The 21837-nt window shown below is 69.1% G+C and carries 19 protein-coding genes; 7 read left to right on the plus strand and 12 right to left on the minus strand.

Annotation, left to right across the window (positions count from 1 at the left end):
- Positions 1-15: 15 nt before the first annotated feature.
- The 3 genes from QOZ81_RS01530 to QOZ81_RS01540 are packed head-to-tail and all read right to left on the minus strand — an operon-like array spanning position 16 to position 4276.
- Complete coding sequence (locus tag QOZ81_RS01530) at positions 16-2847, minus strand: tetratricopeptide repeat protein (protein ID WP_291202651.1); 2832 nt, start codon at positions 2845-2847, stop codon at positions 16-18.
- Positions 2848-2899: 52 nt separating this feature from the next.
- On the minus strand, positions 2900-3316 hold the full coding sequence (locus tag QOZ81_RS01535; RefSeq protein WP_291202649.1) for a cytidine deaminase: 417 nt from the start codon (positions 3314-3316) through the stop codon (positions 2900-2902).
- An 18-nt stretch (positions 3317-3334) separates the two neighbouring features.
- The gene (locus QOZ81_RS01540; protein ID WP_291202646.1) at positions 3335-4276 is read right to left on the minus strand and encodes a DUF58 domain-containing protein; all 942 of its coding nucleotides are present in this window, start codon (positions 4274-4276) and stop codon (positions 3335-3337) included.
- Between the two features lie 81 nt (positions 4277-4357).
- On the opposite strand from QOZ81_RS01540, the gene QOZ81_RS01545 reads away from it, so the two are divergent.
- From QOZ81_RS01545 to QOZ81_RS01565, 5 genes are all read left to right on the plus strand, one after another.
- Positions 4358-5932 carry an amino acid permease gene (locus tag QOZ81_RS01545; protein WP_291202643.1) on the plus strand — a complete coding sequence of 525 codons (1575 nt, stop codon included), beginning with the start codon at positions 4358-4360 and terminating at the stop codon, positions 5930-5932.
- 791 nt (positions 5933-6723) lie between these two features.
- A complete protein-coding gene (locus QOZ81_RS01550) occupies positions 6724-7374 on the plus strand; it encodes a riboflavin synthase (RefSeq protein WP_291202641.1) in 651 nt (216 codons plus the stop codon).
- Between the two features lie 112 nt (positions 7375-7486).
- Positions 7487-7906 carry a hypothetical protein gene (locus QOZ81_RS01555; RefSeq protein ID WP_291202638.1) on the plus strand — a complete coding sequence of 140 codons (420 nt, stop codon included), beginning with the start codon at positions 7487-7489 and terminating at the stop codon, positions 7904-7906.
- Between the two features lie 9 nt (positions 7907-7915).
- Positions 7916-8326: a hypothetical protein gene (locus QOZ81_RS01560; RefSeq protein WP_291202635.1), complete on the plus strand. Its 411-nt coding sequence runs from the start codon at positions 7916-7918 to the stop codon at positions 8324-8326.
- Positions 8323-8730 (plus strand): hypothetical protein, encoded by a 408-nt coding sequence (locus QOZ81_RS01565; RefSeq protein WP_291202632.1) that lies wholly within the window; start codon positions 8323-8325, stop codon positions 8728-8730. The genes QOZ81_RS01560 and QOZ81_RS01565 overlap by 4 nt, the downstream gene beginning before the upstream one ends.
- 16 nt (positions 8731-8746) lie before the next feature.
- Here QOZ81_RS01565 and smpB read toward each other — a convergent pair whose 3' ends face one another.
- On the minus strand, positions 8747-9202 hold the full coding sequence (gene smpB / locus QOZ81_RS01570; protein WP_291202629.1) for an SsrA-binding protein SmpB: 456 nt from the start codon (positions 9200-9202) through the stop codon (positions 8747-8749).
- A 47-nt stretch (positions 9203-9249) separates the two neighbouring features.
- Here smpB and QOZ81_RS01575 point away from each other — a divergent pair, with 47 nt between their 5' ends.
- On the plus strand, positions 9250-9906 hold the full coding sequence (locus tag QOZ81_RS01575; protein ID WP_291202626.1) for a DedA family protein: 657 nt from the start codon (positions 9250-9252) through the stop codon (positions 9904-9906).
- 26 nt (positions 9907-9932) lie between these two features.
- On the opposite strand, the gene QOZ81_RS01580 is transcribed toward QOZ81_RS01575, so the two are convergent.
- The 6 genes from QOZ81_RS01580 to gmhA all read right to left on the minus strand — a co-directional run bounded on the left by QOZ81_RS01580 (position 9933) and on the right by gmhA (position 16513).
- A complete protein-coding gene (locus tag QOZ81_RS01580; protein ID WP_291202623.1) occupies positions 9933-11855 on the minus strand; it encodes a hybrid sensor histidine kinase/response regulator in 1923 nt (640 codons plus the stop codon).
- An 87-nt stretch (positions 11856-11942) separates the two neighbouring features.
- Positions 11943-12905 carry a prolyl aminopeptidase gene (gene pip / locus QOZ81_RS01585; protein ID WP_291202620.1) on the minus strand — a complete coding sequence of 321 codons (963 nt, stop codon included), beginning with the start codon at positions 12903-12905 and terminating at the stop codon, positions 11943-11945.
- A gap of 170 nt (positions 12906-13075) precedes the next feature.
- Complete coding sequence (locus QOZ81_RS01590; RefSeq protein ID WP_291202617.1) at positions 13076-13963, minus strand: DMT family transporter; 888 nt, start codon at positions 13961-13963, stop codon at positions 13076-13078.
- A 71-nt stretch (positions 13964-14034) separates the two neighbouring features.
- Positions 14035-15213 carry a coproporphyrinogen-III oxidase family protein gene (locus tag QOZ81_RS01595; protein WP_291202613.1) on the minus strand — a complete coding sequence of 393 codons (1179 nt, stop codon included), beginning with the start codon at positions 15211-15213 and terminating at the stop codon, positions 14035-14037.
- A complete protein-coding gene (locus tag QOZ81_RS01600) occupies positions 15203-15940 on the minus strand; it encodes a DUF4124 domain-containing protein (RefSeq protein WP_291202611.1) in 738 nt (245 codons plus the stop codon). The genes QOZ81_RS01595 and QOZ81_RS01600 overlap by 11 nt, the downstream gene beginning before the upstream one ends.
- A gap of 9 nt (positions 15941-15949) precedes the next feature.
- Positions 15950-16513, minus strand: a complete 564-nt coding sequence (gene gmhA, locus QOZ81_RS01605) for a D-sedoheptulose 7-phosphate isomerase (protein ID WP_291202608.1) — start codon at positions 16511-16513, stop codon at positions 15950-15952.
- An 88-nt stretch (positions 16514-16601) separates the two neighbouring features.
- On the opposite strand from gmhA, the gene QOZ81_RS01610 reads away from it, so the two are divergent.
- Positions 16602-17564 (plus strand): hypothetical protein, encoded by a 963-nt coding sequence (locus QOZ81_RS01610; RefSeq protein WP_291202605.1) that lies wholly within the window; start codon positions 16602-16604, stop codon positions 17562-17564.
- A gap of 45 nt (positions 17565-17609) precedes the next feature.
- Here QOZ81_RS01610 and QOZ81_RS01615 read toward each other — a convergent pair whose 3' ends face one another.
- Together QOZ81_RS01615 and QOZ81_RS01620 are read right to left on the minus strand one after the other, a co-directional pair.
- A complete protein-coding gene (locus tag QOZ81_RS01615; RefSeq protein WP_291202602.1) occupies positions 17610-18983 on the minus strand; it encodes a rhodanese-like domain-containing protein in 1374 nt (457 codons plus the stop codon).
- A 268-nt stretch (positions 18984-19251) separates the two neighbouring features.
- Positions 19252-21801, minus strand: a complete 2550-nt coding sequence (locus tag QOZ81_RS01620; RefSeq protein WP_291202599.1) for an FtsK/SpoIIIE family DNA translocase — start codon at positions 21799-21801, stop codon at positions 19252-19254.
- Between the last annotated feature and the right edge of the window lie 36 nt (positions 21802-21837).

Genomic DNA, 21837 nt, shown 5'->3' on the forward strand with positions numbered 1-21837 from the left:
AGCTTTTTCGAACCGCTAGGCGAGTCTCGCCGCCACGTCCCGGTAGTCGGGGTCCATCTCGTAGACGGCCTTGAACTCCTCGGCGGCCATGCTGGTGTGGCCCTGCTGGAGGTAGATCTCGGCCAGGTCATAGCGGAGGCCGATGCTGTCCTCGGGCGGGAAGCCGGGGGCGAGGATGCCCTGGCGCAGCCACTCCACGGCGGCCGGGAGGTCGCCCCGGGCCTGCTCGCAGATGCTGAGCATGGAGCAGCACTCCAGGGTGCGCTCGGGGTCGCCCATGGCGATCTTGAACTCCTCGATGGCGGGATCGATGAGCATCATCTCCTTGTAGGCGATGCCCAGGTTGTAGTGGGTGTCGTAGTCGTCGCCCTTGACCTGCTTCTCCACGCCCTCGCGGAAGGCGCTGAACAGCTCGTCCACGCTCTGGATCTTCTCCACCACGTGGGTGGCGTCGTGCATCTCCTCGCCTTCGCCACTGTCCATGAGGGCGGTGCCCAGCACGTCGGTGAGGTCGAAGAAGGAGTTGGCGAAGTCGCTCTCGTCGAGGGCGCTGGCCTTGGGGACATGGCCCAGCTTCTGCAATGCGGCTTCCGCACGGCTGAGCCGGGACTGCAGATCGGGGTGTCCGGGGAACTGCTGGAGGGCGGCCTCGATCTCGATCTTCGCTTCCTCGGGGCTGCCGTAGTCCAGCTGGAAGTCGATGTCGCCCAGCAGGCTCTCGATGTCCTCGGCCACCGGCTCGGGAACCGTGGGTGCGATCGGGGCAGGTTCCGGCGCGGGAACCGTGACCGGCCGCGTGGCTTCGACCTCGGGCAGATCGGGCAGGGCGGAGAGGGCGTCGATGACCTCCTGCCCCAGCTGCCGGGTGGGCATGGGCGGCAGAGGTGCGGTGGGCGCGGAGGTGGAGGCGGCGATCTCGGGCGCGAAGTCCGTAAGCGTGGTGTCCATCCAGCTCAAGTCGGAAGGCTCGAGGGCGGCATGCTCCTGGCTTGGCGGGACCGGAGCCGGCGGCAGGGCCGGAGGCGCGAAGGGATCCGGAGGCAGGGCGTCGAGATCGGGAAGGAGGGGGAGTGCCTCTTCCAGGCCATCGCCCAGGGCGATGGGTTGGGCCGCCCGGGGGGGGGCAGGACGCTGGGGCGGCACTTCGAAGCCGGGAAGGTCGAGGCCGATCAGCATGTCCAGGTCATCCGCCGGCGGCGGCGCGATGGGCTGGGTCGGGGCGGAGGGGGTCGGGATCGGCGCCGGGGCGGGCAGGCCGATGGCCGCGCGGGAGGCGGGTGGGGGCAGCACGCCCGGTTCGGGCAGGCCCATGGCGCGGCGGTGGATGCGCGTGGAACCCGGGAATAGCTGCTCCGCCAAGTCCAGCAGATGCGCGGCCTCCCGTTTGCGGTCCAGCTGGACCAGGGCCTGGGCGCTCTGCACGTACTGCATCTGCACCTGGGTGAGGCGCCCCGTGGTCCGGTGCACCGCCACGATGGCCTCGATGATCGTGAGGTCGGCGGGGTCCAGCTCCAGGGCCTTCTTGTAGGTCTCGATGGCCCGTTCGGGACTGCCGCCGCGCAACATGGCCTCGGCTTCGCGCGAGAACTGCTCGATGCGCAGACGCTTGACCGGATCCACCTCGGTCTCGCCGCCGTGGCGGGTGATCTCCTGGGGAGACCGGGCTTCGAAGCCCGCCGGGAGCCCGATGGGGGCGAAGGTGGCGGGGGCCGGGGCGGCGGCGCCGGGAACCACGCCCATGCCCTGCAGCTGCCCCGCGAGGTGGCTGATGAGCGCCTGGTCGTTGTTCTGGTAGGCCATGCCGTAGGCGCTCTGGAGCGCCTGCACCTGGTCGGCCCGGTTGCCGCTCTGGTGGGCGATCTCGGCAAGCAGGACCCAGCCCTCGATGCCGATGTTCCCCTGGAGGGCGTTGCGCAGGCTGCGGCCGATGACGTCGCCGGAGCCGCGACGGGCGAGCTCCCGGGCGATGGGCGCGAACAGCCGCAGGCCCTCTTCCGCACGATCCCCGTTGACCAGGTTGCGCAGGGCCTTCTCGCAGAGGGGCAGGGACTTCTCGGGCAGCTGGGCCACCTCCGCCAGGGCTTCGAGGGCGCGGTCCGGGTGGCCGCTGCGCAGCTCGATCTCGGCCAGGGCCTCCAGCAGCTCGGTGTTGCGGGGGTTGTTGGTGAGCCCTTCGCGCAGGTGCTGCGCGGCGGTGGTGTAGTCGCCCTGGATGACGCCGAGGCGGCTCTGCGTCAGGTAGACCTGGGGCGTGGAGATCATCGCCTTGGCGCGTTCGAGGATCTGGTTGGCCTCGCCGTGCATCTGCTCCATGGCCAGGGACTCGGCCACCTCGAGGTAGATGCCCGCGGCGCGGTCCTTCATGCCCTCCTTGTTGTAGAGGTCCGCCAGCTTGACCTTCATCTTCAGGTTCTTGGGGTCCAGGTCGACGACCTTGTTGAACTCCTCCAGGGCCCGCTTGATGAGGCCCTTCTTCTGGAAGTGCTCGGCCACCTGGAGGTGGACCTTCACGGCGTCGCTGGTCTTGTTCATCTGGCGGTAGAGGTCCGCCAGGCGCTGGGCCGCGTCGATGTCCTCGGGGGCGTTGCGCACCACCTTCTGGAAGATGGCCGCGGCGCGCGCATGGAAGCCGTCCCGCTCATAGGCCCCGCCCAGGCGCTTGTGGATCTCCACGCCCTCCTTCACCCGACCGATCTGGACGCAGAGGTCGCCGATCTGGTTCAGGGTGTTGTAGTCCTTTGGATTGTCGTCGACGAGCTTCTGGAACTCATCGATGGCCCGTTCCACCTTGCCCGCCGTCAAGAGCTTGTCGGCTTCCTTCTTGACTTTGATGCGATCAATGGCCATTCAGCTGCCTCGGCGGGGTTCGGAAAGTGTAGGCGGTGGAAGCCGCCCTGAACTAGCGAAAATGTCCGCCCGTAAAGCTGTGGGGGAGCAGATTTTCCAGCCGGTGGAGCTGGCGGGCGTGGCGGTTGGCCAGGAGCACCGGCAGCTCGCCCGCGAACTCGATCAGTGCTTGTCGGCAGGCTCCGCAGGGCGGCGTGAGTTCCGCCACATCGGTCACCACCACGGCAGCCACCAGGCCACCGGGCTGCAGCCCCGCGGCCACGGCTGCGCTCAGGGCGCCGCGCTCGGCGCAGAGGCACACGGGATAGGCGGCGTTCTCCACATTGCAACCGCCGAACACGGCCCCCGTGGTCGTCAGCAGGGCCGCACCCACCTGGAACCGGGAATAGGGGGCATGGGCATGGTCCCGGGCCTTCCAGGCCGCCTCCAGCAAAGGGGTCCAGGCCGGGGACTGCGGATCGTCGAACACCAGCGCCTCCTCGAAGGTTCAGCTTAGCGGAGCCAGGCTGGTTCCGCCTTCCCCGGTTCCCGCGGCCTGGGCCAGGGCGAGGGCCCGCCAGCAGGGCGTGTGGCCGTGGACCTCCCGGATCCCCTCGGGACCCTGCACCTCCAGGCTGATGTCCCGCTTCTGGAGCCGGGCCTGCAGGATCGCCCCGGACAGGCGCTCCAGTTCCCGCTCGAAGGGACGTCCAGGGCCCCAGGCGGTGAGATCGACCCGCAGATGCAGGCCCATGGGGCGCTCCTCCTCGAAAGTGCGCACCCAGGGTTGGCTGCGCTGGGCGGTGCGCTTCCAGTGGACCCGGCCCGGCGAGTCGCCCAGCCGCAGGGGCCGGGCCCCTTCGGGACTGCTGGTGCCCTCCTGGGCCAGGGTGCGGTGCCCTTCGCCTCGCCAGCTGGCGGGCTGGGCGGGTGGCGTGCGGGGATGGGGCAGTACCAGGGCCTGGTGGTCCAGCTCGATGAACCGGGATTTCTCCAGCAGGCCGAAGGGGAAGCGGGTCCGGAATTCGAGGGCCCGCAGCCGGGTCCAGCCCCGGTGGGCCACCCGGGCCTGGAGGACCACCGTCGTCTCCCCCTCCCGGCTGGCGATGCCCAGAAACCCGGGTTCCACGGCGCCGTCGTCCAGCACCAGATGCAGTTCGAGCCCCCGGAGGCGGCCGTGTCCCTCGTCCTGGAGGCGCAGCCGGAGGCCGCCCCGCACCCGGGCGAAGAGGTTGCCTTCCTCCAGGCCCGTCAGCCGGAGGCCCTGCAGGGCCCGGCGGCTGAGGACGCCCGAAACCAGGAAGAGTCCCAGCATGAGAGAGAACACCAGGTAGAGCAGGTTGTTGCCGGTGTTGACGGAGAACGCGCCCACCGCCAGCAGGGCCAGCAGGTACTGCAGACCGAGCCCCGTGAGGGACAGGCGCAGGTGGCGGTCGTTCCAGAGACGCATGGGTTACAGGGTACAGGCTTCAGGCCTCAGGTCTCGGCCTTCAGGGGCAGCTGATAGCATGGTGCTTCTCCCAAGGTCCCCATGTTCGAGCGCCTCTTCCGCACCAAGTCCCTGGAGCAGCTGCGTGCCAGCGCGGACGAGCCCGAACACCAGCTCAAGAAGAACCTGGGGGCCTTCGACCTGACCATGTTCGGCATCGGCGCCATCATCGGCGCCGGCATCTTCTCCAGCATCGGCACCGCCGCGGCGGGGAACATGGCGGACGGGCGCCTGCCCGCCGGACCAGGTCTGGTGCTGAGCATCCTCATCGTGGCCCTCATCTGCGGCTTCACGGCCCTGGCCTACGCCGAGCTGGCCTCCATGATCCCCGTGTCGGGCAGCGCCTACACCTATGCCTACGCGACGCTGGGCGAGCTCATGGCCTGGATCATCGGCTGGGACCTGCTGCTGGAATACGCCATCTCCAACGTGGCCGTGGCCATCTCCTGGGGCGACTACGCCCGCAGCTTCTTCTCCACGGTCTTCCACGTGAACATCCCGGGCTGGCTGGGCATGGACCCGCGCTCGGCCCTGAAGCTGGTGGAGGGTGTGCCCGCCATGGACCTTTCCGCCAAGCTGCACGCCCTGGCCCAGGCCAAGGCAGGCCTGGCCAACGGCGCCGCCACCTTCCTCAACTGGGACGTGGTGAAGGCTGCGCCCACGATTGCCGGGATGCCCATCACCATCAACTTCCTGGCGGTGGTGATCACGGCCCTCATCACCTGGCTCTGCTACATCGGCATCAAGGAGAGCGCCCGGGTGAACAGCGTCATGGTGGTCATCAAGGTGATGATCCTGCTGGCGGTGGTGGGCCTCGGCATCAAGTTCATCGACACGGGCAACTGGCATCCCTTCGTGCCCCACGGATGGAAGGGCATCCAGGCGGGCGCAGCCATCATCTTCTTCGCCTTCATCGGCTTCGATGCGGTGAGCACCACGGCGGAGGAATGCCGCAATCCCGGCAGGGACCTGCCCCGGGGCATCCTCGGGTCGCTGGTCATCTGCACCTTCATCTACGCGGCCGTGGCCCTGGTGGTGACGGGCATGCTGCACTACACGAAGCTCGGCGGCATCGCCGACCCCCTGGCCTACATCTTCACCCAGCACCACATGGGCGGCATCGCCGCCGTCATCAGCTTCGGAGCCGTCATCGCCACCACCGCAGCATTGCTCGTGTATCAGGTGGGCCAGCCCCGCATCTTCATGAGCATGAGCCGCGACGGTCTGCTGGGCCCCTGGTTCGGCAAAGTGCATCCGAAGTTCAAGACGCCTGGCCACGCCACCGTACTCACGGGCTTCCTCGTGGCCATCCCGGCGGCCCTGCTGAACATCGACGAGGTGGTGGAGCTGGCCAACATCGGCACGCTGTTCGCCTTCGTCATCGTCTGCGTCGCAGTGCTCCTGCTCCGCAAGCGCCGTCCCGAGGCCTCCCGCAAATTCACCATGCCCTTCGCCTGGTTCGTGGCGCCAGCAGGCATTGTCGGCTGCTTCTGGATCGCCAAGGGCCTGCCTGCCCTCACTTGGTATCGCTTCTTCGGCTGGCTGGGCATCGGCCTGGTGATCTACTTCCTCTACGGAGCGCGGAAGAGCCGATTGGGGGCAGCCATTCCGAGATAGAGCGAAAATGACTCAACCTTCGAACATCCCGGTTCTCTTGTCACAGAACACCTACCTGGCCATCCAGAAGGTCTGGGCACGGTACCAAGTCCGAATGAAGCGCCTGGTTATCTTTGGAGCGACCGCTGCCCTGGCCACCTTCATCTTCGGGAAATCGCTACCCAAGGATCGAAACCTCTTCGCCGTTCTGGCCATCGGGGTCGCCCTCCCCCCCGCAGCGTGGATCGCCTATGCCAGTCGACGGGACTGCAAGAGAGAGGGTGCCCTTTGCCCTGCCTGTGGCGCCACTTTGCTCCAACGGGTGGAATGGAACGCGTTTCCAGGAGGCATGCGCGGGACCTGCGGCAAATGCAAGTCGGTTCTGGAATGGACCGACGCCCAGCGTCCCCTGGCAGAGCACCTCCATGCTGCCCCAGGTTCAAATCGCAAAGCTGCATGGGCTCGGCGAATCGCCTGGGCCTGCGTGCTCCCACCCATGACGCTCCTTTACTGGTTGGCCCAACATGCCAACAAATGGGGTCCGCGATACTTTCCCTCGGTTCCATGGAATCACCCACTTTGGGGATTCCTGCTTGGGGGGTGCTTCTTCGGCCTCATTGTGTTGGCCTTCTTGCCCTTCGATTTGATCGCGATCTGGTTGGGTCGCCGTTGGGGCGTAGTATGTGCCTCCTGCAAGACCCCCTTGGTCGGCAATTCGGCCCAGCCTTGGCACCAATTCGAAGACCATGCTGAAACCGTCTGCAGCACCTGCGGTCGGGGAATCAAATGCGACCTCGCGTAAGATGGTTGCCATGTTCACCGGCCTGATCAGACATCTCGGCACCCTGGAATCCCGCTCCTCACGCCCCGGCGGGGCGCGGCTGCGCATCGCGGCCCCGGCAGACCTGCTGGCCCGCGCGGAGTTGGGGGCCAGCATCGCCGTGAACGGCGCCTGCCTCACCAGCGCGGCCGTGGATGGCCGTGCCTGGGAGGCGGAGCTCAGTGAGGAGACCCTCGCCAAGACCACCCTGGGCCGCCTGGCGCTGGGTGCGACGCTGCACCTGGAACCGGCCCTGCGCGTGGGCGATCCCCTGGACGGCCACCTGGTGTCGGGCCACGTGGACGGCATTGGACAGCTGGTGGCGCGGCCCCATGGCGAGCGCGGCCTGGACGAGGGCATCTGGCGCTTCAGCCTGCCCGCGGCCCAGGCGCCCATGACCGCGCCCAAGGGCTCCATCGCCGTGGATGGCATCTCGCTGACGGTGGTGGACTGCGGCAATGACTGGTTCACCGTGGCCCTCATCCCCGAGACCGTGAAGCGCACCGCCCTGAGCGGCATGCGCCCGGGCGATGCCGTCAACCTCGAAGCCGACCCCATCGGCCGCTTCGTGGCCCGGGCCCTGGCCTTGCGGGGCAGCGACGAGAAGCTGGCGAAGTTCGCGCAGGGGGGATGGGGCGCCTGATCCGCGGACGCAGTTCCAGAAAGGGAACACAGCTTCCGCCGGGATTTTGACGGAGGCGATCCCAGGGGTTACATTGACCCCGCACATTCCCCTCAGCCGCCCCGAGGCACCCGTGCGCTCTCGAGCCCTCCTCCTCGCCCTTCCCATCGGTCTGGCCCTTGGGGTCGGTTGCGTCGATCCCGGCGTGGTGCAGGAGAAGGCGCGCGCCTTCGAGGCCGGGTTGCTGGAACCCATCCAGGATGGGCGGACCACCCGCCAGGAGGTCCTGCTCCGGCTCGGCACTCCTTCCGCGGCCTTCGAGGGTGGCCGGATCCTCACCTACGACTTCGTGGTGGATCTGTCCGGCGAATGGCGCCGGGTGGGCACCAGCGTCTTGAGCGACTGGTCCTATGCCCTTCCCCGCACCACCACCCTGGTGCTGGTGTTCGGCCCGGAGGACCGTCTGGTCCGGCACAGCCTGGTGAAGGACCTGCGCAAGGTCGAGCAGCCTCCCCGGGAAGCGGCATCCACGCCGCAGGGCCAGGCTCCCTAGGAGTCCGCATTGGATCACCCGCCACCCTTCCACTCTCCGAGACCGGAGAAGTCCCCGCCCCTCCGTCGGCGCGGCCTGCTCCTGAGTCTGGTGCTCCTGGCGGGTTGCACGCCGCCGCTGCTGAGGCAGGCGCAGCCCGCCGAGCTTCGGGCGGAGTGGCTGGCCTTCCTGGTGGATGGGAGGACCACTCGGGAGGAGGTGCTCCTCAGGCTCGGAACGCCCAGCGCCCACCTCGAGGGGGAGCGGATCCTCACCTACGCCTTCTCCAGACGGGCCTCTGGCGCGCGGACCCGGGAGGGACGGAGCCTGGACCGGGAACAGAAGGTGCCCGTCTTCCGGGCCCACGGCATGGAGAACCTGGTGCTGGTCTTCGCGGCCGACGGCAGCCTGATCCGCCACAGCCTGGTGGTGTCCGAATGAGGCGCCCCGGCGCCCCGCTCATGGGCATCCTGGCCCTATCGCTCTCGCTCGGCTGCGTGATCTGGCCTTTCCCGACGGGGAGCCTGCTCGCCGGGCGGGGGCGGATCACCCGGGACTACGCCGCCCCCCTCCAGGTGGGCGTGACCACCCGCGAGGACGCGCTGCTTCGCCTGGGCGAGCCGGACGAGGTGCTGGAGGGCGGCAAAGTCCTCATCTACCGCTGGACGGAAGTGAGGGGCTTCTTCGCCGCGGGCGGTTACGGCGGCGCAGTCGTGGCGATTCCCTTCTCCGGTCATCGGGCCGTGCGGCTCAAGTTCGGCGTCGATGGGCGCCTGGTCCACCTCGGGTTCGAACGGGGAGCCCCCGCGTCGCCGGCGGATCCAGAGTCCAGCGGGAAACCCTGAGGCGCGAAGATCGCGCCTACTCCCGCGCGCCCTTCCGGATGCGGTCCATCTCACGCTTCTGCTCCCGCTGCTTCAGGGCCTCGCGCTTGTCGCCCACGGCCTTGCCTTCGGCCAGCGCCACCTTCACCTTGATCATGCCCTTCTCGTTGAGGTAGATGGCCAGGGGGATGATGGTGAGGCCCTTGCGCACCACCTTGGCGGTGATCTTGGTGATCTCGGCCTTGTGCAGCAGGAGCTTGCGGGCCCGCAGGGGATCGTGGTTGGCGTAGGTGCCGAACTCGTAGGGTGAGATGTGGGCCTGCTTGAGCCAGAGCTCGCCGCCCACGGCGTCCACGTAGGCGTCCTGCAGCTGTCCCAGGCCCGCCCGCAGGGCCTTCACCTCGGTGCCCTGGAGCGCGACGCCGGCCTCCCAGGTCTCGAGGACGTGGTAGTTGTGCAGGGCCTTGCGGTTGCGGACGAGATCCTCGGACATACGGACAGTGTAGCCTCCCGGTAGACTCGTCCTTTTGGGATGCCTCCATGCTGCAGAAGCTCCTCGCCCCCATCGTCGCCTGGATGGTGGCCCTCATGGCCGCCATGGGGCCCCTGGGCGTCATGCTGCTCATGGCCATCGAAAGCGCCTGCATTCCGCTGCCCAGCGAGGTGATCATGCCCTTCGCCGGGTACCTCGCCTACAAGGGCCAGCTCACCTTCTTCGGTCTGGGCGCGGGCAACCCCGTGGCGCAGATCTGGATCGCGGGAATCTTCGGGGCGCTGGGCTGCAACCTGGGCAGCATTCCTGCCTACGAGGTGGGCGCCTGGGGTGGACGCCGCGCCGTGGAGAAGTACGGCCGCTACATCTGGCTGCACACGGGCCACCTGGACCAGGCCCACCGCTTCTTCGAGCGCTTCGGCACCTGGGCCATCTTCATCGGTCGCCTGCTGCCCGTGGTGCGCACCTTCATCGCCCTGCCTGCGGGCATCGCCAAGATGGACCGCACCCGCTTCCACCTCTACACCTTCGCCGGCAGCCTGCCCTGGTGCCTGGCCCTGGCCTGGGTGGGCTACAAGCTGGGCGAAAAGTGGAACACCCTGGGCGCCTACTTCCACAAACTCGATGCCGTCATCGGCGTGCTGATCCTGGCGGGTGTGGCGTGGTTCATCTATGACCACGTCAAGAGCCGGGTGAAGGGTTGAGGGCCCACTTCAGGGCGTGAGCGCGGTCAGGTCTTGAGCCGGGCCGCCACCGCGTCCAGGTGCTCCTTCAGGTCCCTCATGCTGAAGGGCTTGGGGATGAGGGTGACGCCGGGGTAGGTGCGGGCCAGCTCCAGGGCCGCCTGATCGACGCGGCCCGTGGCGAGGAACACCGGCAGGTCGGGGTGCCGGTCGCGGAGCAGGGGGAGGGTGCCCTGCCCACCCAGGCCGGGCATGTTCATGTCGAGGATGATGACCTGGGGCACCTTCCCGGCGGCCAGGCGCCCGAGCGCCTCTTCGCCGCTGAATGCCAGCGTGACGCGATGCCCCAGGCAGCGGATCACCGGCCCCAGCGTGGCCCTGATCAGCTCGTCGTCGTCCACCAGCAGGATGTCCATGGGACGGGCTGTTTCGCCCAGCCCGCCCAGGGGCGGAGGGGTTTCTTCAACCACCGTGAAGTCGATGGTGGGGAACCGGAGGGTGACCCGGGTGCCCTTTCCGGGCTCACTGTGCAGTTCCATGGTGCCCTGGTGGGCGTTCACCGTGCTGTAGACGATGGAGAGCCCCAGGCCGGTGCCCTTGTCCGGGGGCTTGGTGGTGAAGAAGGGGTCCATGGCCCGCTCCAGCACCTCGCTGGGCATGCCGGTCCCCGTGTCCTCCACCTCGAGCTCGACCCAGCCCCGGTGTCCCGGACGGGTGCGGAGGTGGAGCTCGCCGCCCTCCGGCATCGCGTCGACGGCATTGAGGCAGAGGTTCATGACGGCATGGACGAGGGCGCTGGAGTCGCCGCGGATGAATGGCAGCTGCGGCGCCAGCTCCGTGGTGCACTGGACCCGCCCGAGGGTGGTGCGCTCCAGCAGCAGGACCTCCTCCTGGAGCAGGATGTTCAGATCGACCACCTTGGTTTCCGTGAGGTCCTGGCGGGCGAAGTCCAGCAGGCGGCGGACCAGGCCGCCGCCCCGCTGGCAGGCCCGGGCGATGATGGAGAAGGCCTGCTGGGCGGGCGAGTCCGCGGGATGGAGCTCCTGGTGCATGGAGGCCATGCCGAGGATGGAGCCGAGCACGTTGTTCATGTCGTGGGCGACGCCGCCGGCAAGGCTCCCCAGGCTTTCCATCTTCTGCGAGCGCTGCAGCTGGCGCTCGAGCTGAAGGCGGTTCTCCTCGGCCTTCCGCAGGCTCGTGATGTCGAGGTGGGACACCACCAGCCGGGCTGGACCGAGGCCCTGGAAGGGGGTGACGAGGGCCTGGAACCAGCGCTGCTGGCCGGGGGAGTGGCAGGGGTATTCGAGGGTGAACTCCGGCAATCCCCCCAGCAGCACGGCCTTCATCCCCTCCGCCATGGCCTGGGCCGTGTCGGCATCGGCACCCGTCGCCCGCGCGCAGACATCCAGGTAGTTGACGCCTTCCCAGGGGAAGCCGGCGGGCAGGCCGTTGGCGGAGGCGAAGTCCTGCCAGGCCCCGTTGACCTTGAGGATCCGGCCCTCCCCGTCCAGCACCGTGAGGTTGTGCCTCAGGGCATCGAGGATCCGGTCGGCGAAGCGCTCGGAGTCGCGGAGCGCCTGCTGCGCCGCCACCCGCTCGCTGATGTCCCGGGAGTTGACCACGATGGCCTGGACGGAGGGCGTGTCCAGGAGGTTGACGGCCACCGCCTCCATCCAGATCCAGGAGCCGTCCTTGCGCGCATAGCGATACTCCACCCGCACCGGCTGCCCCGGCTGGGCGAGGCAGGCCTGGAAGGCCTCGCCGACGCGCGGCGCATCCTCCTGGTGGAAGAACTCGAAGGTGCTGCGTCCATCCATCTCCTCGGGGCTGAAACCGTGCAGACGCTGGGCGGCCGGCGAGTTGTAGATGAGGCGCCCCTCCCCGTCGAGGAGGGAGAGGATGTCCCAGGAATAGGCCAGAAGAGCCTGCATGCGGTCGTGGCTCAGGCCCGCAGACGCTGGATCGGCCATTGAACGCACGCGCTCCGGGTTCGACATCGCTGGCACCTGTGGGGTGCCTGACTATATACCCGGGCCGAAGGCTACTGCATCACAGCTTCAGTTCGCGAACCGGTCCGTGGCGGAGACCAGCGCCCGCGAGATGCCGGCATCGTAGGCGCTGTGGCCGGCGTCCGGCACGATGACGAGATCCGCCTCGGGCCAGGCCTTGGACAGGGCCCAGGCGCTCTCGATGGGGCAGACCATGTCGTAGCGGCCCTGGATGATGGCGCCGGGGATGCCCTTGAGCTTCGGCGCATCGCGCAGCAGCTGGGCTTCACTCATCCAGCCCTTGTTCAGGAAGTAGTGGCATTCGATGCGGGCGAAGGCCAGGGTGGTGGCCTCGTCGCCGTAGGAGGCGATGAAGTCGGGATCGGGGATCAGCTTGCTGGTGGCGCCCTCCCAGATGCTCCACGCCTTGGCCGCGGGCAGGTTCACGGCCGGATCCTCGCTCAGCAGACGCTTGGCGTAGGCGCCCATGAAGTCGCCGCGCTCCGCTTCGGGGATGGCGTCGCGGTAGGGCTCCCAGGCATCGGGAAAGATGCGGCTGGCACCCTCCTGGTAGAGCCAGTCCACCTCGCGCTGGCGCAGCAGGAAGATGCCGCGGAGGATCAGCCCCGTCACGCGCTCCGGGTGCTCCTCCGCGTAGGCCAGGCCCAGCGTGGCGCCCCAGGAGCCACCGAAGACCATCCAGCGCTGGATGCCCAGGTGCTCGCGGATGCGCTCGACGTCGGCCACCAGGTCCCAGGTGCTGTTTTCGCGCACGTCGGCGTAGGGCGTGCTCGCGCCGCAGCCGCGCTGGTCGAAGAGGATGATGCGGTACTTCTCTGGATCAAAATAACGGCGGTGCTTGGGGCTGGTGCCGCCGCCGGGCCCGCCGTGGAGGAAGACGACCGGCTTGCCGTTTGGATTGCCGCTCTCCTCGACATGCAGCTCGTGCAGGTCCGAGACCTTGAGCCGCTGGACCTTGTACGGCTCGATGGGCGGATAGAGCCAGCTGACGGGATCCTTGCGAAGCGGCATGGGAACTCCTGTTCCAGGTATGTGCAATCACGAATTGAAATAATTTTCACCGCCAAGGCGCCAAGGGCGCCAAGAAAAGCAAGAGATGAGGTTTTATTTCTCTTGGCGTCTTGGCGTCTTGGCGTCTTGGCGTCTTGGCGGTGACTTTTTTTGGCCGCACGAATGGGTCGCTAGACAAAGAACAACGCCGCTGCGCCTGCCAGGGCCAGCAGTGTCCCGAGGATGGCATGGCCGCCCACCTTCTCCTTGAAGACAAAGTGGGACACGGGCAGCAGGAGGATGGGCGACAGGGACATGAGGGTGGCGGCCACGCCCATGGGGGCCTTGGCGATGGCGATGAGGGAGAGCACCACGCCCAGCACCGGGCCGGTGACCGCGCCGAGCCCGATGAAGGCCGTGGCCCGGCCATCGCGCAGGGCGCCGAGCGTCCCCCGCAGGCGGCCCGTGGCGCCGAACCAGAGCAGGAGCGCCGCCACGCCCGCGGTGACGCGGATGAGGTTGGCGGAGATGGGCGGGAAATCCCCTGCCAGGCCGAACTTGCTGAAGACCAGGCCGATGGACTGGCCCAGGGCGCCCCCGATGCCCAGCAGGATGCCACGCCAGAGGTGGGGATGCTTCTCGTGGTCGCCCCCGCCCCACACCACCCAGGCGATGCCGCCGAGGGTGACGGTCATGGCCAGGAGCTTGGGCAGGGTCAGGGCCTGGCCCAGGAACAGCCAGGCGAGCAGCGCGCTGAAGATGGGCGAGAGCGTCATCAGCAGCATGGCGAGCCGGGCGCCGATGAGCACGAAGGCCTCGAAGAGCACCGCGTCGCCCAGGGCGAAGCCGATGAGCCCCGACACGCCCAGCCAGCCCAGGCGGGCGCCGCCGGCCTGCATCGGGAAGAGGCTGCCGTAGACCACCTGATGCACCAGCAGCAGCGTGGCCCAGGCCATGAGCAGGCGGCCCAGGTTCACCGCCGCCGAGCCCACGCGCCGGCCGGCCACCGTGAAGCAGACGGAGTTCAGGGACCAGCAGAGCGAGGTGAGGAGGGCGGCGCTTTCGCCGAGGTAGGGCAAGGGGACTCCGCTGCGTTCCCCGGGGCGGCGGGGCCGAAGACATCATCATACGATGCCAATGGCCTCCCGCCTCAGACGAACATCTGCAGGATGCCATTGCTCATGAGCATGCCCCTGGCCCCGAGGCGCACGTGGTCGCCTTCCCATATGACGAGGTCCTCCTTGGCGAGGCTGCGCAGGTGGGCCTCCCAGGCATCGCAGAGGGGGCGCAGGTTCCGGCGGTCGGCTTCGTGCCGCAGGGCCCCCCAGTCGAGGCCTCGGTGCATGCGCAGACCCAGCAGGGGGATCTCGGACAGGATCTCCGCGGCGTCCAACTCCTGAACGTCCGCTTGGCCGCGGCCTTCGGCCCAGGCGGGGATGACGCTGGACTCGATCCATCGGAAGGGGCCCAGCTGGGAGGCGGCGCTGGGCCCCAGACCCAGGTAGGGACGGCGCTCCCAGTAGCGGGTGTTGTGGATGGATTCGGCGCCGGGGCGGGCGTAGTTGCTGATCTCGTAGGGCAGGAGACCCTGTGCGGGCAGCTCGGCCTGGAGGGCCTCGAACACGTCGGCCACCTCGTCCTCCGAGGGCAGGACCAGCCGCCCCGCATCGATCTCGCCGCGCAGGGGGCAGGCCTTGTCCAGGTCCAGCAGGTAGATGCTGAGGTGCTCGAGGCCGGTGGCGGCCAGGACGCGGGCGTCCGCCACCACTTTTGACAGGGACTGTCCGGGGATGCCCACCATGAGATCCGCGCTGCGGCGCTGGAAGCCGGCCCGCTCTGCCAGCTCGAGGGACTCGAGGGCCTGGGCCGAGCCGTGGATGCGGCCCAGATGGGCCAGCAGGGTGTCGTCCAGGGCCTGCACGCCCAGGCTGATGCGGTCCCAGCCCAGGCCGCGCGCCTGGCTCAGCCAGGCCAGGTCCACGGTGCCGGGGTTGGCCTCCAGGGTGGCTTCCGCCAGCGGCCCCAGGTCGAAGGCCTGCCGCACGGCCGCCGTGAGCGCCTCCAGTTCATCGGCCGCCAGCAGGGAGGGCGTGCCGCCGCCCAGGTAGAGCGTATCCACCGCGGGCCGTTCCAGGGCCGCGCCCCAGGCGGTCACCTCGGCGATGAGGCGCCGGATCGTCTCCGGCTGGAGGGCCCGGTCCCGCGTGGTGGTGAAGGAGCAGTAGGTGCAGCGGTCCAGGCAGAACGGGACATGGAGGTAGAGACCCAGGGGTTCGGACCGGGCCGCCCTCCGGAGTTCGGGCAACCGGCGCCCGAGCTCAGGGTTCAACCATCACCTGCTTCAGGGCCTGGCGAAGCGCCTTCACTTCGGCGGGGAACCGCCAGGGTGCCTGCAGGGGCTCCGCGGCCTGCTCGAGGGCGACGTAGCGCTGCTGCAGGAGGGTCCGGTGCTCCGGGCGCAGGGCCCGGTCGGTGCCCATGTGCTGCTCGAGCAGCTCCAGGTTCTGGCGCAGGCGCACCGCCTGGGGATGGTAGAGGAAGACGTTCAGGGCCAGGTGGCCGAAGGCCGCCCCCAGCAGGAGGAAGCCTGCGACCAGGGGGAGCTTGGGACCCGTCCGGAAGCCGAGGGCCAGCCACCAGCCCAGGAGCCCCATGAGGGCCACCGAGAGGAGGGGCAGCACGGGCATCGCCCACAGCCCGTTGCCCCAGAGGCAGTCATAGATGAGGGAGTCCGTCACCGCCTCCAGGGTCGGGCGGTCCCCCTCGGCGCGCGCCCTGGCCAGGCGCTGGTTCAGGGCCTCCCAGGCCTGCTGCTGGGCAGGGCTGAGCAGCGCCTGGCGCCGCCCGCCCCTGTTCGCGCTCTGGCGGAGCATTTCCGGCCGTCCGGCGTGACCGGGCTCGACGGCCTGGGGTGGGGGCGCCTCCAGCACCTCCGCGCCCGGAGGGGGCGGGGTGTTGGTGATCTGGACCTGGCCGTGGTCGTCCCGCCACCGATAAGTGTGCGGCTGCGGCTGGCCCAGGATGGCCAGGACCAGCAGTCCCGCGACAGCGATCACCGGGTGGCCTCAGAAGTGGGCATCGAGGGCCTCGCACCAGAAGTGGTAGACCATCTGGTGGACCTCCTGGATGCGCGCGGTGACCGTGGAAGGCACCACCAGCGCCTCGTCCATCAGCCCCGCCAGCTTGCCGCCGTCGCGGCCCAGCAGGCCCAGGGTGCGAATGCCCAGCTCCTTGGCTGAAGCCACGGCGCGGATCACGTTGGGGCTGTTGCCGCTGGTGCTGATGCCGACGAGCAGGTCGCCCGGGCGCCCCAGGGCCTCCACCTGGCGGGAGAAGATCTGGTCGAAACCGTAGTCGTTGCCGATGGCGGTGAGGGCCGAGGTGTCCGTGGTGAGGGCGATGCCCGCCAGGGCCCGCCGCTCCTTGACGTAGCGCCCGCTGAGCTCGGCGGCGAGGTGCTGGGCGTCGGCGGCGCTGCCCCCGTTGCCGCAGACCAGGATCCGGCCGCCCCGGCGGAGGCGTTCGGCCATGTCCTCGGCCTGGGCGATGATGCGATCCATCTCCCGGTCGAAAAAGACCTGCTTCAGCTGGATGGCCGCCTGGACGTGCTGGAGAAGGGTCTGCTTCATGGCGGCAATTGTGACAGCAATTCCCCTCCCTAGATCCCGCGGAGGCTGGCAGACTGCGTGTGAATGCCCATCGACAGGTTAGGGTCCCATGGAATGGATTGCCCTCAAGCACGCCCTGCTGTCCCACCTCCCCGTGGCCACGGGGCTGCTGCTTCCGTTGGCCCTGTTCGCCTCCCAGCGGCCAGGGCGGGGGATCCGCCCCTGGTGGACCGTGGCCCGCTACCTGGGCTGGGCGGGTCTCCTCGGCACCCTCTGCGCCTTCGTGAGCGGCTTCGCCACGGGCCGCTTCCTGGCGCTGATTCCGCCCCACCGCCTCCTGCCCGTGCTTCCCCACGGCTCGGAGCCTGCCGCGCTCCTGTTCCGCCATGCCCTCTGGGGTCTGGGTTCCCTCGTCGTGGGCATCGGCGCCACCTGGGCCATGAACCGCCCGCGCAAGGACCATGAAAGCCTGGGTGTGCTGGCGCTGTTCCTCGGGCTGGTCTGGTCCGCCGCGCTGCTGGTCGTGGGCGAAGGTGGGTACCGTCTGGCCCACGACCATGTCCGGACGGTGTCCGTCGTCGCCCCGGCCGCCCCGGTCGCCTCGCCCGCGCCCAAGGCCGACCTCGATCCCGAGGCCAGGCTGCCGATCCGGGCCCTGGACTACGCCTCGCTGGAGGCCATCCATCCCGAGCCCGTGAAGTCCCCGGCCCATGGCGGCCGGTGGATCCGCGTCTGGGTCAGCCCCGAGGCCGCCGCGGCCTACCGGGCGGGCCAGCCGCTGCCGCAGGGGGCCCTGGTCGTGCTCAGTTCCACCGAGGATCGCTGGGGCCGCCCCGGCGTGGAAGCCGGTCCGATCCACGCGCTGGAGATGAAGGCCTCTGGGCCCACGCTGACCTTCTACTGGGCCCGCGTCCCCATGGAGCGCCGCCCCGACTTCGGCGGGGAGTCACGGGTCTACTGGCGGGGGCAGGATGCCCACCTGGAGGCCTGCCGGACCTGCCACGCCGGGGGGATCGCGGATCCCGCGCAGCGCAGCCGCTGGCGGGCGAAGCGGGTGGTCGCGGCCGAGTAAGGCAAAGGCCGGCCTGATGGCCGGCCTCCAGGTGTTGTGCCGGGGCTAGTCGATGGTGAACTCGCCCGTGTCGATGATGGTGATTTCCGTGGGGAGGAATCGGACGTCGTAGCCCTTCTCCTTCAGCAGGTGGTAGGCCAGTTCCGCCCGGATGCCGGTGGAGCAGTGGCAGATGACGGGCCTGTCCCTGGGGATCTCGGAGAGCCGGGCCAGCAGCTGCGGCTCGGGGATGAGGAGGGCGCCCTTGATCACGCCGTTTTTCGTCTCGTCCGCGTTCCGCACGTCCAGGATCAGGGCGGGGCGGCTGGCGATGGACGCTTCGGCGATCCTGGTGAAGTCGGCCGGTGAGATGGAGCCCGGGCGGGGCCGGGGGACGAAGGTGGCCTTGGCGGCCAGGGCCCCGGTCTCGACGGGGAGGGCGGCGGCCTGCCAGGCCTTGAAGCCGCCGGATAGCACGTTCACCCCCGCGTAGCCGGCCTTCACCAGCGCCATGGCCACGCCCTTGGCCGTCTCGCCGCCGGTCTCATCCACGACCACCACGGGGGGCTTCAGCTTGGCAGCCGGGAAGGTCTTGAGGAGGTCGGCGAGCTGGTTGGGATCGGCGGCCACCGAGCCCTTCAGGAAGCCCTTGGCGGCCTCGGCGGCGGAACGGGCGTCGAGCACCACCATCGGCGTCTGCGTGTCGACGTAGGCGGCCTTCAGGGAGGCGGGACTCAGCACGCCAGGCTGCTTCTTGGCCCAGGCGGGCATGCCCTCGATGAAGACCTTGGCATGGGTGTAGCCGAGCTGCCTGGCCTTGGCCAGGGAACCGGGGCTCATGTTGCAGGTCTTCCCGCTGCAGTAGAAGACCACCAGCGCGTTCTTGTCGGCGGGCAGCTTGTCCACCTGCTTGTCGAAGGCGGGGAAGGGCAGGTTCACCGCCGTGGGGATGGCCCCCTCCATGAAGCGCGGGGCGGGGCGGGAGTCGAAGAGGAAGTACTTCCCCTTCTCGGGGCCCATGGCGACGAGCTTCTGCACCTCGTCCAGGGTGATGGTCTCGTTTGCCGCCAGCTTGACCGGCGGCTTCACGGCCACTACCGTCGCGGTCTTCACGCCATCCTTTTCGGTGAACTGGACGCGCACCTCGTGGCCCTTGGCAATGCCCTTGAAGGCGGCTTCCACATCCGCGGCGGGCTCGGGGGTGATCACCTTCACCGTGGCCTTGTCGAAGCGGAGCACTTCCATGCGCTCGTCGATCTTCAGCTGGAAGGAGTTGCTCTTCGGCGCGAAGTTGTCGAAGTGGCCCCGGAGGTTGTCGGGGGCCGTGGTGTGGCAGGTGGTGCAGATCTTCGCGGAGGCCGGCTTGGGGGCTGGCGCGTCGGCGGCGCAGAGGGCCGTCGCGCAGGCGACCGGCAGGGCGCAGCGGTGCAGGATTTTCATAGATTCTCCCTTGGTCGTGAACAGTAGGAGTCTAGGGTTGTATTCCCATGAAGCCAGAAAGTTGTGATGACGATCTACAGCCACCCCAGTGGTGACTTCACGCCACCCGAAGGGCGCCTGAAGCAGGCTCGATGCTCTCGCCCATGACGAACAACACACCACCTCGGTGGTTCAACAGAGCTTCTGCTTTTCTCTGTGTCCTTCGTAAATCTCTGCGTCCTCTGCGTTCCAGCTCCCCGACGCCGAGTGGGCCCCCACGCCCGTCCGGCTACTCGGCCTCGACCAGGACTTCGCGGGGTTTTCCGGCGCCGCGGTCGGGGCCGACGATGCCCTCTTCTTCCATGCGGTCGATGAGGCGCGCGGCCCGGCCGTAACCCAGGTTCAGCTTGCGCTGCAGGAGGCTGGTGCTGGCCTTCCGCTCCCGGCGCACGACGGCGAGGGCGCGCTGGTAGATGTCATCCACGCCGTTCATCTCCGCCTCGTCGAAGAGGGCGGTCTCCTCCTCGGTCTCCATGGCGCTAATGAGGGCCTGGTTGTAGTCGGGGCGGCCCCGCTCGCGCAGCCAGGTGACCAGGCGCAGGGTCTCCTCCTCACTGAGGAAGGGCGCGTGGATGCGCTTGGGATGGCTGGCGCCGTTGGGCAGGTAGAGGGCGTCGCCCGCGCCCAGCAGCTGCTCGCCGCCGCTGCAGTCCAGGATGGTGCGGCTGTCGATCTTGGTGCGCACGCGGTAGCTGAGGCGGCTGGGCAGGTTGGCCTTGATGACGCCCGTGACCACGTCCACGCTGGGGCGCTGCGTGGCGAGGATGAGGTGGATGCCCACGGCGCGGGCCTTCTGGGCGATGCGCGCGATGCTGTCCTCCACCTCGCTGCGGGCCACCATCATGAGGTCCGCCAGCTCGTCGATGACCACCAGCACGTAGGGCAGGTGCTCCAGTACCGCGGGGCGGTCCGGCCAGCGCGGGTTGGGGGTCCGGTCAGTCAGGTCCATCATGCCGCCGGCCTCGGCGATCTTGGCGTTGAAGCTCTTGAGGTCGCGCACGCTGAGCAGGGCCAGGCGCCGGTAGCGGTCCTCCATCTGGGCCACCACCCACTTGAGGACGCGGCCCGCCTCCTTCATGTCCGTGACCACGGGGGCCCAGAGGTGCGGGATGTCCTCGTAGACGCCCAGCTCCACCATCTTGGGATCCACGAGGATCAGCTTCACCTCGTCGGGCATGGCCCGCACCAGGCAGGAGCAGATCATGGCGTTCACGCCCACGCTCTTGCCGCTGCCGGTGCTGCCGCCGATGAGCAGATGGGGCATCTTGTTCAGGTCGGCCACGACGGGCCGGCCTGCGATGTCCTTGCCCAGGGCCAAGTGCAGCAGGCCGCCCGCATCCCGGAAGGCGGGGCTGTCGATGACCTCGCGGAAGGTAATGATCTCCCGCTTGGGGTTGGGCACCTCGATGCCCACCAGGTTCTTGCCGGGGATGCGGTCCATGCGCACGGCCTCGGCCTGCAGGGCCAGGGCGAGATCCTCCTCCATGCCTAGGATGCGCGACAGGGGAATGCCGGCGTCCGGCTGGAACTCGAAGACCGTGACCACGGGCCCGGGCTGCATGCCGGTGACCACGCCCTTGATCTTGAACTCGGACAGCTTCTGTCCAATCTTCTCCTTGATCACCTCCAGCATGGCCAGGTTGACCTTGGCGTGCTGGCCCGGGGGATCGAAGAGGCGGCGGGGCGGCAGGGTCTCGCGCTCGGTGACCGAGGGGTGGGCGGGCTCCGGCGGCAGGGGGGGCAGGGGCCGCGAGGGTGTGGGTTCGGTGAGGGGCAGGGGCGGCTGGACGATCTCGCGGCCGAAGCGGTCCTTGACCACCTGGGCCCGGGCCACGGTGGGCCTGGGCTTGGGCGGGGGGGGCGCGGCGGCCAGCAGCTTGGTGCGGAAGGCGGCGGTGGGTTCGGCGCCCGTGGCCACCGGACCGGCCACGGGGAGCGTCTGCGCCTCGAGGATGGTCGAGGCGGCATCCAGGTTCATGGACTGGATCGGCGGCAGGAGATCCTCTGCCCGGATGAGGGGCTGCTTGCGCTTCGCTTCGGCCGTCTCCAGCTCCGCCCGCAGCAGGGACTCCCGCTGATCCTCCAGGTCCTGCTGGCGCTGGGCCAGGGCCTGCAGCGCGACGGCATCGCCCGCGTCGATGTCCGGCTGCTCCGGGTTCCGGCCCCGCAGGAAGGGCCGCTTCACCATGGTCAGGAAGCCCTGGAAACCCTTGGCGGGCATGGGCCTCACCCAAGGCCAGGCCTTCTCCCCGAACCAGCGGGTGAGGAGGAGCCCCAGCGCCCGGGTCAGCGCGGGCGCCAGCACCAGCGCACAAAGGAGCACCACGATGGCCAGCAGGAGGGGCAGACCCACGGGGCCGAGGAAACGGCGCTCCACAGGCCAGAGGGCGCTGCCCAGCCAGCCACCCCAGCGGAGCTGGAGGGTGCCGCCCTCAGGCAGGCCGGCCCAGGTGCGGTTGCCGAAAGCGCCGAGGGCGGTCCAGAACGACAGGGCCAGCCCCAGCCAGGCCAGCCGGCCGGGCCAGTGGCGGCCATCACGGGGCCAGGCCTCCCAGATCAGGTAGGGGGGCACGATCCAGGCGCCGATGCCCATGAGGGTCTGCAGGAGCCCCGCCATGGTGGCGCCGACGGTGCCGCACAGGTTCTGGACGGCGGCCACGGCCGCCCCCTGCGTGAAGGGGTGGGGGTCCAGGGGGTGGTAGCTGGCCAGGGAGAGCAGCAGCACCAGGGCCGTGAAACCCAAGCTCGCCCTCAGCATCCAGCGGCCGATCCCCTGCAACGCGACTCCATGGTGGTTCGGCACCAGTGTAGCCCA

Source organism: Geothrix sp. (assembly GCF_030219325.1).
Taxonomy (GTDB): Bacteria; Acidobacteriota; Holophagae; order Holophagales; family Holophagaceae; genus Geothrix.

Excerpts from the sequence above, each read along its gene's own strand:
- QOZ81_RS01545 (WP_291202643.1), top strand. The coding sequence starts at position 4,358 with ATGTTCGAGCGCCTCTTCCGCACCAAGTCCCTGGAGCAGCTGCGTGCC.
- QOZ81_RS01615 (WP_291202602.1), bottom strand. The coding sequence starts at position 18,983 with ATGAAAATCCTGCACCGCTGCGCCCTGCCGGTCGCCTGCGCGACGGCC.
- QOZ81_RS01565 (WP_291202632.1), top strand. The coding sequence starts at position 8,323 with ATGAGGCGCCCCGGCGCCCCGCTCATGGGCATCCTGGCCCTATCGCTC.
- QOZ81_RS01580 (WP_291202623.1), bottom strand. The coding sequence starts at position 11,855 with ATGGCCGATCCAGCGTCTGCGGGCCTGAGCCACGACCGCATGCAGGCT.
- QOZ81_RS01540 (WP_291202646.1), bottom strand. The coding sequence starts at position 4,276 with ATGCGTCTCTGGAACGACCGCCACCTGCGCCTGTCCCTCACGGGGCTC.
- QOZ81_RS01550 (WP_291202641.1), top strand. The coding sequence starts at position 6,724 with ATGTTCACCGGCCTGATCAGACATCTCGGCACCCTGGAATCCCGCTCC.
- QOZ81_RS01575 (WP_291202626.1), top strand. The coding sequence starts at position 9,250 with ATGCTGCAGAAGCTCCTCGCCCCCATCGTCGCCTGGATGGTGGCCCTC.
- QOZ81_RS01530 (WP_291202651.1), bottom strand. The coding sequence starts at position 2,847 with ATGGCCATTGATCGCATCAAAGTCAAGAAGGAAGCCGACAAGCTCTTG.
- gmhA (WP_291202608.1), bottom strand. The coding sequence starts at position 16,513 with ATGAAGCAGACCCTTCTCCAGCACGTCCAGGCGGCCATCCAGCTGAAG.
- pip (WP_291202620.1), bottom strand. The coding sequence starts at position 12,905 with ATGCCGCTTCGCAAGGATCCCGTCAGCTGGCTCTATCCGCCCATCGAG.
- QOZ81_RS01610 (WP_291202605.1), top strand. The coding sequence starts at position 16,602 with ATGGAATGGATTGCCCTCAAGCACGCCCTGCTGTCCCACCTCCCCGTG.
- smpB (WP_291202629.1), bottom strand. The coding sequence starts at position 9,202 with ATGTCCGAGGATCTCGTCCGCAACCGCAAGGCCCTGCACAACTACCAC.